15 protein-coding genes and 1 pseudogene are annotated in these 14,610 nt (G+C 69.7%); 7 read left to right on the top strand and 9 right to left on the bottom strand.

What is annotated here, in order from left to right:
• Window positions 1-119: 119 nt before the first annotated feature.
• Window positions 120-422, top strand: coding sequence for a hypothetical protein (locus tag ABD810_RS02465; protein ID WP_344933634.1), 303 nt, complete (start codon window positions 120-122; stop codon window positions 420-422).
• Between the two features lie 218 nt (window positions 423-640).
• Window positions 641-2,575 carry a serine hydrolase gene (locus tag ABD810_RS02460; protein ID WP_344933632.1) on the top strand — a complete coding sequence of 645 codons (1,935 nt, stop codon included), beginning with the start codon at window positions 641-643 and terminating at the stop codon, window positions 2,573-2,575.
• Between the two features lie 126 nt (window positions 2,576-2,701).
• Here ABD810_RS02460 and ABD810_RS02455 read toward each other — a convergent pair whose 3' ends face one another.
• The 4 genes from ABD810_RS02455 to ABD810_RS02440 all read right to left on the bottom strand — a co-directional run bounded on the left by ABD810_RS02455 (window position 2,702) and on the right by ABD810_RS02440 (window position 5,709).
• Window positions 2,702-3,292: a TetR/AcrR family transcriptional regulator gene (locus ABD810_RS02455; protein ID WP_344933631.1), complete on the bottom strand. Its 591-nt coding sequence runs from the start codon at window positions 3,290-3,292 to the stop codon at window positions 2,702-2,704.
• A gap of 134 nt (window positions 3,293-3,426) precedes the next feature.
• Window positions 3,427-4,173, bottom strand: coding sequence for an ABC transporter permease subunit (locus ABD810_RS02450; protein ID WP_344933629.1), 747 nt, complete (start codon window positions 4,171-4,173; stop codon window positions 3,427-3,429).
• Window positions 4,170-5,081: an ATP-binding cassette domain-containing protein gene (locus tag ABD810_RS02445; protein WP_344933626.1), complete on the bottom strand. Its 912-nt coding sequence runs from the start codon at window positions 5,079-5,081 to the stop codon at window positions 4,170-4,172. Before ABD810_RS02445 ends, ABD810_RS02450 begins: the two co-directional genes overlap by 4 nt.
• Window positions 5,082-5,184: 103 nt before the next feature.
• The gene (locus ABD810_RS02440) at window positions 5,185-5,709 is read right to left on the bottom strand and encodes a GNAT family N-acetyltransferase (protein WP_344933624.1); all 525 of its coding nucleotides are present in this window, start codon (window positions 5,707-5,709) and stop codon (window positions 5,185-5,187) included.
• 65 nt (window positions 5,710-5,774) lie between these two features.
• Between ABD810_RS02440 and ABD810_RS02435 the strand changes: the two genes are divergently transcribed.
• Entirely contained in the window at window positions 5,775-6,266 is a 492-nt protein-coding gene (locus ABD810_RS02435) for a winged helix-turn-helix transcriptional regulator (RefSeq protein WP_344933621.1), read from the top strand.
• Between the two features lie 29 nt (window positions 6,267-6,295).
• Here ABD810_RS02435 and ABD810_RS02430 read toward each other — a convergent pair whose 3' ends face one another.
• Window positions 6,296-6,889, bottom strand: coding sequence for a VC0807 family protein (locus ABD810_RS02430; RefSeq protein ID WP_344933619.1), 594 nt, complete (start codon window positions 6,887-6,889; stop codon window positions 6,296-6,298).
• 370 nt (window positions 6,890-7,259) lie between these two features.
• Here ABD810_RS02430 and ABD810_RS02425 point away from each other — a divergent pair, with 370 nt between their 5' ends.
• Window positions 7,260-8,057 (top strand): SURF1 family cytochrome oxidase biogenesis protein, encoded by a 798-nt coding sequence (locus ABD810_RS02425; RefSeq protein ID WP_344933616.1) that lies wholly within the window; start codon window positions 7,260-7,262, stop codon window positions 8,055-8,057.
• Here ABD810_RS02425 and thrS read toward each other — a convergent pair.
• A pseudogene (thrS, locus tag ABD810_RS02420) lies at window positions 8,051-9,301 on the bottom strand (threonine--tRNA ligase); the annotation flags it as partial. The gene ABD810_RS02425 and the pseudogene thrS overlap by 7 nt on opposite strands.
• A gap of 249 nt (window positions 9,302-9,550) precedes the next feature.
• Here thrS and ABD810_RS02415 point away from each other — a divergent pair.
• Together ABD810_RS02415 and ABD810_RS02410 are read left to right on the top strand one after the other, a co-directional pair.
• Window positions 9,551-9,841, top strand: a complete 291-nt coding sequence (locus ABD810_RS02415) for a hypothetical protein (RefSeq protein WP_344933614.1) — start codon at window positions 9,551-9,553, stop codon at window positions 9,839-9,841.
• A gap of 184 nt (window positions 9,842-10,025) precedes the next feature.
• Window positions 10,026-11,174: an amidohydrolase family protein gene (locus tag ABD810_RS02410; protein ID WP_344933612.1), complete on the top strand. Its 1,149-nt coding sequence runs from the start codon at window positions 10,026-10,028 to the stop codon at window positions 11,172-11,174.
• A gap of 28 nt (window positions 11,175-11,202) precedes the next feature.
• On the opposite strand, the gene ABD810_RS02405 is transcribed toward ABD810_RS02410, so the two are convergent.
• The 3 genes from ABD810_RS02405 to ABD810_RS02395 form a co-directional block, all read right to left on the bottom strand.
• Window positions 11,203-11,568: a YkvA family protein gene (locus ABD810_RS02405; RefSeq protein WP_344933610.1), complete on the bottom strand. Its 366-nt coding sequence runs from the start codon at window positions 11,566-11,568 to the stop codon at window positions 11,203-11,205.
• 80 nt (window positions 11,569-11,648) lie between these two features.
• Complete coding sequence (locus ABD810_RS02400) at window positions 11,649-12,632, bottom strand: LLM class F420-dependent oxidoreductase (protein WP_425566837.1); 984 nt, start codon at window positions 12,630-12,632, stop codon at window positions 11,649-11,651.
• 50 nt (window positions 12,633-12,682) lie between these two features.
• Window positions 12,683-13,387, bottom strand: coding sequence for a TetR/AcrR family transcriptional regulator (locus tag ABD810_RS02395; RefSeq protein ID WP_344935380.1), 705 nt, complete (start codon window positions 13,385-13,387; stop codon window positions 12,683-12,685).
• A gap of 182 nt (window positions 13,388-13,569) precedes the next feature.
• Between ABD810_RS02395 and ABD810_RS02390 the strand changes: the two genes are divergently transcribed.
• A complete protein-coding gene (locus ABD810_RS02390; RefSeq protein ID WP_344933605.1) occupies window positions 13,570-14,292 on the top strand; it encodes a hypothetical protein in 723 nt (240 codons plus the stop codon).
• The last annotated feature ends 318 nt before the right edge of the window (window positions 14,293-14,610 follow it).

Genomic DNA, 14,610 nt, shown 5'->3' with positions numbered 1-14,610 from the left:
TGCTATAAACGACCTGGGGCGCCGGGCACTCAAGTAGTTCGCAAGCAGCGGTCAAGCGGGTACAGATACGACTGGGGCGTACGCTGCCCGCACCAAGATGTTCCAAGGAGCGGATCTCGATGTTGATCCCGTGCTTCGCCTGCGAGTCCAGGTTCCAGCCAGATGAATATTTCCTCGCCTGCCACGACTACAACCGCGGCATGGATCTGGTCGCGTGGACCTGCCCCAGTTGCGGCAACCGGGATGACCTGAGAGTGCTGCCCGGTGCCCTGGGCTTCGGCTATCCCCGCCGCGGGCGCTTCGACGTCCAGGACCGCTTCCAGGTCCCCGGCCTCCGCCGCCAGCGCCAGGACCTCCGTCTTGACATCTCCCTCAACCACGAGGCCTGGTGCGTCCCCACCCGCCTCCGCCAACTCGTCTGACCGTCCTCCCGCAACGCGGGCTCCGCGCGCATACTCCTAGCGATTCCATCCCGGGCACCATGGCGTGTGTCCCGGGATTCTTCGCGCTCTGCTGAGATCATGCGCAGGTGAGTAGGGGGCTACTCATGTTCCGCGGGTCGCCGTCTCGCACCCTCTATGAGACATGGCGTATCTACCGAATCGACCGGCGCGGTGAGAGCGCGGGGTGGGAGGTTGACATGGGGGATCCATCAGCGTTCGACAGACGCAGCCTGCTTCGAGCAGGCCTGACTGTAGGCGCGTTCCTCGGCCTCGGAGGGGTGGGGGCGACATCGGCGGCGGCGGCGGTGACCCAGCGCACCGGCGCGATGCTGGCCGGCACGTTCGCCTGGGTGGCGCGTCACAACCTCACCGCGGCGCAGTACCAGGCCGAGTTCGACCGGCTGGCCGCGCAGGGGTACCGGCTGGTCCACGTCGACGGTTACGACTCCGGCGGGCAGGCCACGTACGCGGCCGTCTGGGAGAACAGGCCAGGGCCTCCCATGGTGGCCCGTCACGGCCTCACCGCGGCCCAGTACCAGGCCGAGTTCGACCGGCTCACACCGCAGGGCTACCGGCCCGTCCACCTGGACGGCTACAGGGTCGGCGGGCAGGTGCTCTTCGCGGCGATCTGGGAGCAGACGGGCGGGCCGGCGTGGGTGGCACGGCACAATCTCACCGCGGCGCAGTACCAGGCCGAGTTCGACCGGCTGGCCGCGCAGGGGTACCGGCCGGTGCACGTCGACGGCTACGAGTCCGGAGGTCAGGCGCTTTACGCGGCGATCTGGGAGAACACGCCAGGGCCCGCCCTGGTGGCACGGCACGGCCTGAACTCGGCGCAGTACCAGGCCGAGTTCGACCGGCTGACCGCACAGGGATACCGGCCCGCCGTCATCAGCGGATACACGGTGGGTGGCACGGACCTGTACGCGGCCATCTGGACCCGTGGCGCGGGGCCGCGCTGGTCGGCACGCCACGGTCTCACCTCGGCGGCGTACCAGGCGGCGTTCGACGAGCATCAACGACTCGGATACCGGCCCGCACGGGTGAGCGGCTACGGCAACGGCACTCCCCGGTTCGCGGCGCTGTGGCTGCACGACACACCCACCGACGGAGACTTCGCGGCGGTCCATGAGGTCGTCAACCGCCACATGACCTCCTCAGGGGTGGCCGGCGTATCGCTCGCGATCGCGCGGCGCGGTTCGCTCGTCTTCGCGCGCGGCTACGGTCTGGCGAACCGGGAGACCGGCGAGCGTCTGACCGAACGGCACCTGCTGCGCATCGCCAGCGTGTCCAAGCCGATCACCGCGGTCGCCATCATGCAACTCGTCGAGAGCGGCCGGTTGACGCTCGGGCAACGCGTCTTCGGCGCCGGCGGCGTCCTCGGCACCCGCTACGGCACACAGCCCTACAGCGCGAACGTCCAGGCGATCACCATCCGGCACCTGCTCCAGCACACCGCCGGCGGGTGGACCAACGACGGCAACGACCCGATGTTCACCAACCCGACCATGACCCACGCCCAACTGATCGGCTGGGTGCTGGACAGCCGGCCCCTGCAGTTCACGCCGGGCACCACGTACATGTACTCCAACTTCGGCTACTGCCTGCTCGGCCGGGTCATCGAACAGATCACCGGGCAGCCGTACGCGGACTACGTACGCCAGAACGTGCTCGCGCCCAGCGGGATCTCGAACATGCACATCGCCGGGAACACCCGGGCGGAGAAGCGAGCCGACGAGGTGGTCTACTACAGCACCAGCGACCCGTACAGCATGCCCGTCAGGCGGATGGACTCCCACGGCGGATGGCTCGCGTCGCCCGTCGACATCGCGCGGTTCGCGGTGCGGGCGGACGGCTTCGCCACCGTGCCGGATCTGCTGCGCCGTGACACGACGACCACGATGACCACGCCCTCGTCGGCCAACCCCAACTACGCCAGCGGCTGGTCGGTCAACTCCGCCGGCAACTGGTGGCACACCGGCAGACTCAGCGGAACCGAGGCCATCGTCGTGCGCACCAGCGGCGAATACTGCTGGGCGGCCCTCGCCAACGGCAACAACATCAATCTCGACGGCATGATGTGGGAGGCGGTCCAGCAGGTCACCGCCTGGCCGTCCCACAACCTGTTCTGACGCCACGGCCGACCCCGCCCAACCACTGGACGATGGCGGACGCGCGCACCCCCTCGCACGAGGTGCGCGCGTCCGCCATCGTCCAGCTTGGGCTCAGGCATCCCGGCACCCGCGAGCAGGCCCTGTTCAGGCCAGGCGGAGGCTGTGCCAGGCGGCCTCGCACAGGGCCTTGATCTCTTCTTCGGTCGGCTGGTGGGCGCCGGAGAACCACAGGCGGCACATCTCGGTGGCGGGGCCGAGCCACAGGACGTAACACATCGTGGGATGCACGGTGCGCAGGACGCCGTCCTTCATGTGGGGGCGCCACCAGTCGGACACCTGGCGGAAGAACGCCCTGCGCGACTCGGCGACCTCGGGGCCGCCCGGCTCCTCGCGGCGGGGCGGACGCTCGCTGATCAGGATGCGGGCCCGCTCGGGGTGCTCCCCGCACCACGCCATGTGCATGGCCACGATCGCCTCGATGCCGCCCTGGGCGCTCTCGTGCCGGAACAATTCGTCGACGAAGGCCTGCTGGTACATGTTCTGGATCTCGGAGTAGAGCACCCCGAAGACGTGTTCCTTGCTGGCGAAGTGGTGGTAGAAACTTCCGACGCTGACCCCGCTCTCCTCGCGGAGGCTGGCGAGGGTCGTGGCGGAGACCCCGTCCTGGCTGAAGCGGCGCAGCGCACCATCGATGATGCGGGTGCGGCCGTCTCGTCCGTTCTTCGCACTCTTCACATTCACAATGGTGACCCAGCAGAACCTTGTTCTGCAAACTCCGGGGTCGAATCATCTTAACAACGGCCGCCGTCCCAAGGCACCGGCCTGCCTCGATCACCCTTGGCGGCAGGCCGGTGGCGGCACGGCGGCGGTCAGGCGTCCCTGCGCCTGAGCAGCACGGCGGCGAACAGCAGCGTGATCGCGATCCAGGCGCAGTAGACGCCGAACCCCGCCCAAGGATCGAGCTGTCCCGCCTCCGCGTGGGGGCGGAGGAGCTGCTGCCCGGCATTGGTGGTGAAGTACATCCGTACGGTCGCGCCCCACCCGCCGGGCAGCAAAGCGGTCATCTGCGGCAGGACGAGGGTCAGCAGCACCACCGCGACGATTCCTCCGGCGGTGTGCCTGACCAGCGTGCCGAGGGCCAGGCCGAACAACCCGCCGGCGGCGATGTACAGCGCGCAGCCGGCGACCGAGCGCAGCACGCCCGGAGCGCCCAGGGCCGTGGCCTTGTCGCCCAGCAGGGCCTGGCCGACGAAGAACGACGCGAACGACATGACCAGCGACACCGCGAACGCCACCGCGGCGAACACGGCGGTCTTGGCGGCGAGCATGCGGAGCCGTCGCGGCACGGCGACCAACGTGGTCCGGATCATGCCGGTGCGGTACTCACCGCTGATGAGGAGGACACCGAGCGACGCCACGACCACCGCCGCGATCGGCGCCCCCGCGAGGCTGACCGTGGTGGGATCGGTGAGCGCCGCCCGGTCCCCGAGACCCGCCGTCGCACCCGAGATGATCGCGCCGAGGCCCAGCATGACGACGACCGCCGTGAGCAGGGCCCATACCGTCGAGCGGACCGAGTAGATTTTGGTCCATTCAGAGCGAAGCAGGCCGGTCATGCCGTCACCCCCGCGAACTCGGTGATGTCCTGGGTCAGTTCCATGTATGCCGCCTCCAGGGTCGGCTCGACGGTCGCCAGCTCGTGCAGGGTCAGGCCGGCCGCCGAAGCGGACTCGCCGACCGCCGCGGCGGTCGTCCCGGTCACCCGCAGGTGGTCGTCGTGCCGCTCCACCCGGGCCCCGTCACGGCCGTCCCCAAGGAGCTCGGCCAGTCGCGCCAGCCGGGGGCCGCGCACCCGCACGTACCGCTGCGAGCTGCCGCCGATGAACGTGTCCATCCGGGTGTCGGCGATGAGCCGTCCCCTGCCGATCACGATCAGGTGGTCGGCCGTCTGGGCCATCTCGCTCATCAGATGGCTGGAGACCAGGACCGTACGGCCTTCGGCGGCCAGATCGCGCATCAGCGTCCGGATCCACAGGATTCCCTCTGGATCGAGCCCGTTGACCGGCTCGTCGAATATAAGGATCTCCGGGTCTCCGAGCATGGCGGCGGCGATGCCGAGGCGCTGGGACATGCCGAGCGAGAAGCCGCCCACGCGCCGTCTGGCGACCTCGGCGAGCCCGACGAGATCCAGCACCTCCTCGACCCGCGAGGACGCGATCCCGTTGCTCTGCGCCAGGCAGAGCAGGTGGTCACGGGCCTTGCGTCCGCCGTGGACGGCTCTGGCGTCCAGCAGCGCGCCGACCTTGCGAAGGGGATGGCGGTGCTCGGCGTACGGCTTGCCGTCGATACGGGCCTCACCCCGGGTCGGATGGTCCAACCCGAGGATCATGCGCATGGTCGTTGACTTACCGGCCCCGTTGGGGCCGAGGAATCCGGTGACCAGGCCACTGTGGACGGTGCAGGACAACTCGTCCACGGCCATCGTCGAGCCGTAGCGCTTGGTGAGCGAAGTGAGCTCAATCATGCTTCCAGCCTCGCCGCCGCCCCACCCGAAATCCTCCTCCCCGGGGCCGGTTCACCGGATGGGAGCGGAGGACCGCGGGGACGCGCTGTCTGGGAGCGTGGTCCTACGCCGACGGGTGGGCGGTGATCCTGGCGAGGACTTCGACGGTGCCCGACTCGACGCGCACCTGTGCGTCCGGCCACCACCGCTTGATGATCGACAGGACCTTGCGGTTCTCCCCCATGACGTCCATACCGACGTGGACCGCCCCTCCCGCGACGGCCCGCCGCAGCAACGTCCGTACAAGACGGGAGCCGAGCCCCACCCCCTGCCACTCGTCGGCGACCACGACCGCGATCTCGGTCGCGTCCCCCCGCTGGAAGCTCATGGCATGACCGAGGACCCGGTCGTCGCCGTCCACCGCCAGCAGGACGTCACGATGGTCGTCGACGGTGATCATGGCCCGTACCAGCCGCCTGTCGGGCCGCGTCATTCCGGAGAAGAAGCGCAGGGTCTGGCTCCTGAGGGAGAGGGACTCGACGAACGCTCTGACCCTCTGCTCGTCGTCCATCCGCGCGGGCCGGATCTCGATCACCGGCGCCGCCACAGGTGCGGCGACCTGGGCGATCACCACCTGGGTTCCAGTCACGAACTCAGCCTGTCCTAGCGCACCTGAGTCTGTCAACTAGACTTAGCTGCGTTGGAGGACCGAAAATGAACGCCTACGATGCCAGAATGAGCGAGCCGAACCTCTTCCGGGTGGAGAACTGCTCGATCGAACGCACGCTCGCGATCCTCGGCGAGAAGTGGACGTTCCTCGTGCTGCGGGAAGCCTTCAACGGGGTACGCAGGTTCGCCGACCTGCAGGCCGGCACCCGGGCACCCCGGCAGGTGCTCAGCGCCCGGCTGGCGCGATTGGTCGAGGCGGACCTGCTGCGCAAGGTCCCCTACCGCGAGCCGGGCCGCCGCCGGCGCGACGAGTACCGCCTCACCCAGAAGGGCCTCGACCTCTATCCGATCATGGTCAGCCTCATGCACTGGGGCGATCGCTACATGGCCGATCCGAGCGGCCCGCCGGTGGTGCTGACCCACCGCGACTGCGGCTCGCCCATCGATGTGCGACTCCGCTGCGCCGAGGGCCACGAGGTGCCCTCGCCGCGCCAGGTCACCCCACGACTCGGCCCCGGCGCCCGGCGCGCCGGCTGAGCCCCGCACGAGGGCGCCGGCTCGCGCGGCTAATGGCGCTGCACGGCCCGCAGCACCCGTTTGAAGGCGAGCAGCGAGGCCAGGGCCGCGAGGAGCATCAGCACGGCCACCGCCGCCGTCCTGACGATCAGGTAGGTCTCGATCGGCTCGCTGAACAGCAACCAGAGGCTGAGCGACCCGTTGGCGAACTGGACGGCGCCCCACAGCAGCGACAGGTGGACGAAGAACCTGCGCATCCGTGGATGGTGGACCAGATGGTCGGGCAGCGGCACCAGATCGGTGGTGACCCGCTCGATCAGCGGGCGTGGGGTGGCGGCCGTGGCCAGGAAGGCCAGGCTCGCGCAGAAGACACCCAGGGTCGGCTGCAGGAAGTAGATCACCACATCGCCGGTGACCAGCGCCAGCACCGCCCGTACCGTGATAGCCAGCATCGCCAGCAGAACGGTGCCCGGCACCGCCTTGCGCTGGACCAGGCGCAGCGCGACCCCTCCGTAGACCCAGGCCATCGCCATGACCAGCCCGCCGCGGATCCCCGCGAGCAGCAGGCCCGCGTAGAACACGGCCACCGGAAGGATCATGCCCTCCAGCACACGAGGCACCGCGTGCCGGATCAGGACGTTCATCCTCGGCAACACCTGATGCTGCGCGGCAGGAGGCAGCGCGAGAGTAGGCGCGATCATTTTTGAGAGGGCTCCCGAAGGCCGGAAACAAGCTGCCGTGGACGAACCCAAACGACCGTACGGCATGCCTCCGCCGTCCGCGAGTGGTTCCACGAGATCATGATCGGCGGGTGGCGACGTCTTCACCACGTCCAAGGACACACATGGCCGGACACGCTCCGCCGGGGCCCGGACACGGCGCCGGGCGATGCCGGGCCGTTACCCAGGCACGACGTCGCAGGGAACGCGGAGTCGGGGTGGCCACGGGGACAACTCCCAGGCCAAGGCCACGGTCGAGTCACGGACCGCTCCCCGGCTTGCCTAGGCTGAAGGCGTGTACCGGTTCCTCCTGACGCCTCGCTGGCTGGCACTCCACGTGCTGGTCCTGGTGCTCATCCCCTCATTCCTTCTGCTGGGCAGGTGGCAGTTCGGGCGCTATGAGGAGAGGTCGGCTGCGAGCGACGTCGCGACGGGAAACCTGGCCGCGCCGACCGTGCCGCTGACCAGCATCGACAAGCCGGGCGCCGAGGTGCCGCCCTCCCTCAAGTTCCGTAGCGTCACCGCGACCGGCCGTTACGACCCGGCCCATGAGCTGGTGGTCCGGCGCCGCACCCAGAACAGCCGGCCCGGGTACTTCGTGCTCACCCCACTCGTCATGGCGGACGGCACCGCCGTCGTCGTCAACCGGGGCTGGGTGAAGATAGGGCCCACCGCGGACTCTCCGCCGGAGGTCCCTCCCCCGCCCGCCGGTGAGGTAAGTGTCACCGGGCGGCTACGCCCTGCCGAGACCGAGGACAGCACCGGCATCAACGACCGCAGTGGCCTGCCGGCCCGGCAGGTGCTGTTGATCAACACCCCGAACCTCGCCAGGACGATGCCGTACCGGCTCTTCGGCGGATACGTCGAACTGACCGAGCAGCGGCCGGGCACCGCGCCCGCCCCCGACCCTGTTCCCCCGCCTGACCTGGGCGGCGGTGGCGGCCTCAACCTGGCGTACAGCGTGCAGTGGTGGCTCTTCATCGGCATCGCGGTCGGAGGGTGGGTCCTGTTGATCCGCCGTGAGGCCCACGATCTGCAGGCGGAACGCCGGTCCGCACCGGGCACCGACGCGGTCCCGGCCCCCGGTCACTGACCGCGCCCCTGTCGCCGCCAGGCGGCGCCGTCCCACAGGTCGGTGCTGTGGGCATCGACGAGAGCGCCGATACCGGTGAGGACGTCGTCGGCGAGCCTCGGATCGAGGCGGCGGCCGTCACGCAGGCGGAGGGCCACCTGGTCACCCGCGGCCTCCTTGGCGCCGATCACGGCCTGGTAGGGCACCAGGCGGGCTTCCCGGATGCGGGCCCCCAGGCTGCCGCGCTCCGGGCCGGCGATCTCGGCTCGCAGCCCGAGGCCGGCACATCGCCGGGCGAGCGCTTCGGCGTTCGGCACCTCGGCGTCGGAGATCGGGATGATCACCAGCTGGGTCGGGGCGAGCCAGGCGGGGAAGGCCCCGCCGTGCTGTTCGATGAGGTGGGCGACGGCCCGCTCCACGCTGCCGATGATGCTGCGATGGACCATGACGGGCCGGTGTTTCGCGCCATCCGCGCCGATGTAGTGCAGGTCGAACCGCTCGGGCTGGTGGAAGTCGACCTGGACGGTGGACAGGGTGGACTCCCGGCCCGCGCCGTCGGCGATCTGGACGTCGATCTTTGGGCCGTAGAACGCCGCCTCTCCCTCGGCCGCCTCGTAGGGCAGGCCGGAGCGGTCGAGGACGTCGGTCAGCAGGGCGGTGGAGCGCCGCCACATATCGGGGCCGGCGACGTACTTCCCGCCGGGGCCGGGCAGGGAGAGCCGGTAGCGGGCCGGGGTGATCCCAAGCGCCTGGTACGCCTGGCGGATCATCTCCAGGGACGCAAGCGCCTCGTCGGCGACCTGGTCCAGGGTGCAGAAGATGTGCGCGTCGTTGAGCTGGATGGCACGGACGCGGGTCAGCCCGCCGAGCACGCCCGACAGCTCGGAGCGGTACATGCCGCCCAGCTCGGCCATGCGCAAGGGCAGCTCGCGGTAGCTGTGGGAACGGGAGCGGTAGATCAGCGCGTGGTGGGGACACAGGCTCGGCCGCAGGACCATCTGCTCGGACCCGAGATTCATCGGGGGGAACATGTCGTCGCTGTAGTGCGACCAGTGCCCGGAGATCTCGTACAGCTCCCGCTTGGCCAGCACCGGCGAGTACACGTGCCGGTAGCCCGCCCGCCGCTCGGCGGCGCGGATGTACTCCTCCAGGGCGTGCCGCACGGCCGCGCCGTCCGGCAGCCAGTACGGCAGTCCCGCGCCGATCAGCGGGTCGGTGTCGAACAGGTCCAGCTCGCGGCCGAGCTTGCGATGGTCGTGCATGGTGGTCTCCTCGCGGACATCGGGCGAGTGACCGCAAGACGAAGCCCCGGGGCACTCGCCCCGGGGCTTCGGACTAAGTCAGCTGTCAGCGCGCCGGGACACTCTCCGGCGTCGTCGTCATGGCAGCGCGCTTCATGCCGATAAAGGTAGCAGAGGCCTGGCGCCGCCTACGAGGTCATTTCCGGGGGCGCCGGGCGATGACGGACTACGGAACACGGCGTCGTATGGTCCGCGGCGCACGTAACGTTTCCGGTGAAGACGTTCGTCGCGGACCCGGAGGCGCCCATGGCATCGGTCGTGTGGGTGAAGTACGAAGGCGCTGAACACGCCCGAGCCGATCTGGCCGGTGGCCGCCTCAGGGCGACGGGCGCCGCGATCGGCGGGCCGCGGCTCGCGGTGATCCGGCACCGGCGGCGCCACGTCCCGCCGCGCCCCTGCGTCGTGCGCTTCGAGAGCGAGGGCGCCGAGGCGGAGCTTTCCTCCGGAGCCGACGGCCCGGCGACCCGGTATCCCGTCCTCGCCGTGCAGGTCACCACCCCATGACTGCGATATCGCCGGAAATGTCACCCCAATTGACAAGCCCCTTAACCGGCCCGAGATCGGATGCCCGTACGAACGGATACCAACCGGAGACCTCCCAGCTTGTCTCGTGTTATTCCTGCGGCATACGGTTTTCCCTGTGAACACATCGCTGCCCCCTGACCCCGAGCCAAGGCGGCGAGATTATGTGATCATCAGCGTCGACGATCACCTGATCGAGCCGCCGGACCTGTTCGACGGCAGACTTCCGGAGAAGTACGTCGACGCCGCGCCCAAGGTCGTGGAGACCGAGGCGGGTCACCAGGTGTGGCGGTACGGCGGCGGCACCTACGCCTGCGCCGGCCTGGACGCCGGGGCGGGCCTCCCGCGCGACCAGTGGACCCTCGACCCCGTGCGCTTCGAGCAGATGCGGCCCGGCTGCCACGACATCGAGGCCCGCATCGACGACATGGACATCGCCGGGGTCTGGGCGGCGCTCAGCTTCCCCGGCATGCTCGCCGTGCAGTCGGGCATGGCCTTCGCCAGGACCCGCGACCAGGACCTCGGCCTCGCCCTCATCCGCGCGTGGAACGACTGGCACTGCGACGTCTGGGCCGGCACCTATCCCGAGCGCATCATCGCCCTGCAGCTCCCCTGGCTGCCCGACCCCGAGGTCGCCGCCAAGGAGGTCCGGGCCAACGCCGCTCGCGGCTTCAAGGCCGTGGTCTTCCCCGAGTTCCCGACCCGGCTGCGGCTGCCGTCCATCCACACGGGCCACTGGGATCCGTTCTTCGCCGCGTGCGAGGAGACCGGCACGGTCGTCTGCCTGCACACCGGCGCCTCGTCCTGGTCGCCGGTGCCCTCGCCGGACACCCCCATCGAGGCCATCACCACGATGATCCCGGCCAGCGCGATGTTCGCCTGCGCCGACTGGCTCTGGTCGGGCGTGCCGCTGCGCTTCCCCAAGCTGCGCATCCTCATCGTCGAGGGTGGCGTCGGCTGGCTCCCCATGCTGGCCGCCCGCGCCGACTACGCCCTCGACCACCCGGTCGCGGGCGAGGCCACCTGGGAGGGCGGTCTCAAGCCCAGCGAGGTGCTCCGCCGCAACTTCTACTTCGGCACTCTCGACGACTACGCGCTGTCGGGAGTGCGACTGGCCGTGGGGCTGGAGCATGTCCTGCTCGAAAGCGGCTACCCACGCTCGGAGTCCACCTGGCCCGACGTCCAGCAGGCACTGGCACGCAACCTCGGCAGCCTGCCGCCCGCCGACATCGCCAGGGTCGCGTACGGCAACGCGGCGCGGCTCTTCGGGCATCCCCTGCCCTCACGCGCCTGGCTCCTCAGGGAAGAGTTATAGGGGAACCCGGAGACCACAGCCCTGGGGGCTAGAGGACCTCGCCCCGCACCCTCTTGTGCTCCCAGTCGAGGTATCGGCCGCTCTCGCCGAGCAGGGAGGTCATCAGCCACAGGAACACGCCGAAGTCGTCGGTCACACCGATCAGCGGCAGGAACTCGGGGATGACGTCGATGGGCGAGACGATGTAGAGGATGCCCATCCCCATCAAAGCGAGCTTCTTCTTGCCCAGGTCGCGGTACTCCCCGCGAAGGGCGCCGCCGACCATCCTCGGCAGTGCCCTGACGCGGTCCATCAGGCCCGGCGAGCCGGGCCGGCTGACATCCTTGTAGGCGCGATAGGCCGCGGTCGCACGTCCAGCCTTGCCCATGATGGCCCCCTCCGTCTGTGCGCGCACGGTCGGATACCGTGACCGCGCCACTACCCTTGCGCGCACCCCGATAACGTCCGGTGCGCGGACGGAGTTCCGTCCCCGGCTCAGGACGCGGACGGTGCGAGATCGCGTACAGCCTGCGGGATCGGGACCTCACCACCGGGGATCGGGGCCAGCACCGGCGTGGTCAGGCCGTTGTCGACGTACTGCCGGATCCGTGCCCGGCAGGTCGCCGCGTCACCGTGCACGATCAGCGCGTCCACGACCTCGTCGGGAAGGGCTTTGAGCGCCGCCTGGCGGTCGCCTGCGGCCCAGGCCTCGTGCATCGGCCGGAGCACCTCGCCACGGCCCAGCCAGTCGTGGAACGCCGCGTACACCGGCACGGTGAGGTACGCCGCCAGCATCCGCCTGCCCAGCGCCCTGACCTTGTCGGTGTCCTCGCTGACGCACACGAACAGGCGGGCGATCAGCTCGGTGTCCGGGCCGACCTCCGCCCGCACCTGGCGTACGTCCTCCGGCGAGAGCCAGTTGGTGATGGCGCCGTCGGCCTCTTCGGCCGCGAGGTGGAGCATGCGGGGGCGGAGGGCGGCCAGCACGATCTTCGGAGCCACCTTGGGCGCGCGCTCCAGCTTGAAGCCCTTGACCTCGAAGGTCTCGTACTTCTCCGTGACCTTCTCCCCGGCGAGGGCCCGCTTCAGGAAGCGCAGGGTGTCACGGGTCCTGCCGTACGGCTTGGTGAACTCGCCGGCGTTCCAGCGCTCCACGATGGCCGGGGACGACGCGCCGATGCCGAGCACGAACCGCTCGGGCGCGAGGTCGGCCAGGGTGGCGGCCGACATCGCGAGCAGGCCGGGGCCCCGGGTGGACACCGGGACGATGGCACTACCGAGGCGCAGGCCGGGCGCCCAGTCGGCGGCCAGGGCGAGCGGGACGAAGCCGTCGGTGCCGCTCACCTCGGAGGACCACGCGTCGGTGTATCCAAGACCGGGCAACTCGGCCACCAGGTCCTTGGACTCGGCCATGGTGCGATCGAAGAACGGGATCGTGATACCCCAACGCTTCACTGTCCACCTCCTGAGCGAGACCATACCAACCGGCCGGTATGTCGCGCACGTCATCCGCCCGGCGGCGGCCTTCTTCAGGCCCGCAGCTCGCGCATGGCGGTGATGAAGTCACGGGTGACCCCGCGCAGCCCCGGCAGGTGCGACAGGCCGACCAGCCGGTCGATCAACGGCACCATCACCTCGATCAGCCGGTACGTGCGCTCGCAGCCGGGCGAGGTGTCGTGCACCCAGAACAGCACCATGCCCATCGACGACAGCCACAGCAACTCGGGCAGCTCCGCACGCAACTCGGCGTCGATGCGGTCGGCGGAACCCTCGACGACCTGACGGTAGATGCCGATCGCCGCCTCACGGGCGGGCGCGGACTCCCCGCTGAACGGGCTGAGCGGATTGCTGGGCTCGGAGGCGTGCTTGTAGAACTTGACGGCGAACCCGTGGTACGGCTCCGAGACCTTCACCCAGGCACGGAGCACGCCGCTCAACCGCTCGGCGAACCTCCGCTCGGAGGCGAGAAGCTCGCGGCAGGCGGCCTCGTGCTCGGTCTGCGCCCGGTCGTAGTACGCCTGGACCAACTGCTCCTTGGATGAAAAGTAGTAGTAGGCGTTCCCCACGGAGACACCCGCCTCGGCCGCGATGGCCCGCATGGTCGTCGCCTCGTACCCCCGCTCCCGGAACAGGCGCAGGGCCGTCTCGACGATGACCTCCCGGGTCTTTTCTCCCCCACGCGCTCTTGGCGTCGATTCGACCACGTGGCCACTGTACGACTCGTAGCCCTTCATGGTCACAGACGCACAGCATGGCCGCCATTTTCCCGCAAAAACACGCAGAGTAGTGGAGTCAGCACTTTCCGGGGGTGGGATAGATCTTCTGGCGGAGGGGCGCCCTGCGACAGAGGATCAATATGGGTTTGCATCCATGCACTCGAAGGCCCGCGTGGCTTGGTGCGTGCGCATTGCTCGCCGTGCAGATCACAGTCACGGCGATGGGTTCGGCCGGACCGGCCTCGGCGGCTACTCCACGCCGGCCAGGCGCCGCGGTCCGGGCCCTGCCTCACCATGCCGGCAAGGAGGCCGGCACACCCGCGAACGGCCACACCCTGCGGCTACGCCTGCGACAGCGGGGCCTGAACTACTCGATTCCCGCCACCCTGCGCACGGCGGCGGACGCGACGAGGGTGGGGTACGCCACCGGACAGGTGGAGGGCATCGGCAGGACCGCACGCGTCGGAAGGTCCGCCGGGATGGTGAGCGCGATGCTCTGGAGGCAGCACCGCCTCTACCGGGCCGTACGCCTTCAGCACCCGCAGGCCGCGCGGCGCCTGCGCCACGCGGGCCTCCGGTGGAGGTCATCGGGCCACTGCGCCAACCGGTTCCGGCCCTCGTGCACGTCGCTGGACTCCGTACGGCTCGGAACGCTGTGGGGCGTCGTCAACCTGAAGCGGCGCAGTGGCTGCGGGATCGTCGTCACCGGGGGAACCGAGGTCGGCCACGCCAGAGGCGCCGTCAGCCACGGCAGGGGCTACAAGATCGACATCGAGCACAACAGGTGCGTCGACCGGTACATCCGCAAGAAGCGCAAGGGCCAGGTCCGTGGGGACGGCGCCAGGCTCTACTACGAGCGCCGCCCCCAGGGCTACACGGTCTACGCCGACGAACCCAGCCACTGGGACATCACCTACCACTGACCCGGGCACACCCCCACCCAGGCGCCAGCACACAACATCACCGCTCACCGCTCACGGGTCCCCGTCACGACTCACGAGGTCCCCGTCAACGACTCACGAGGTCCCCGTTACGACTCACGGGTCACCGTCACGACTCACAGGTCCCCGTCACGACTCACAGGTCCCCGTTACGACTCACGGGTCACCGTCAGGGCTCACGAGGTCCCCGTTACGACTCACGGGTCACCGTTACGGCTCACGGGTCACCGTTACGGCTCACGGGTCACCGTTACGGCTCACGAGGTCCCCGTTACGGGTCGCCCCTTTACGGGGTGACCC

It is taken from the genome of Sphaerisporangium flaviroseum, from assembly GCF_039537005.1.
GTDB classification, from domain to species: domain Bacteria; phylum Actinomycetota; class Actinomycetes; order Streptosporangiales; family Streptosporangiaceae; genus Sphaerisporangium; species Sphaerisporangium flaviroseum.
The sequence above is the reverse complement of the archived record's forward strand: the minus strand, read 5'-3'. Positions and strand labels throughout refer to the sequence as shown.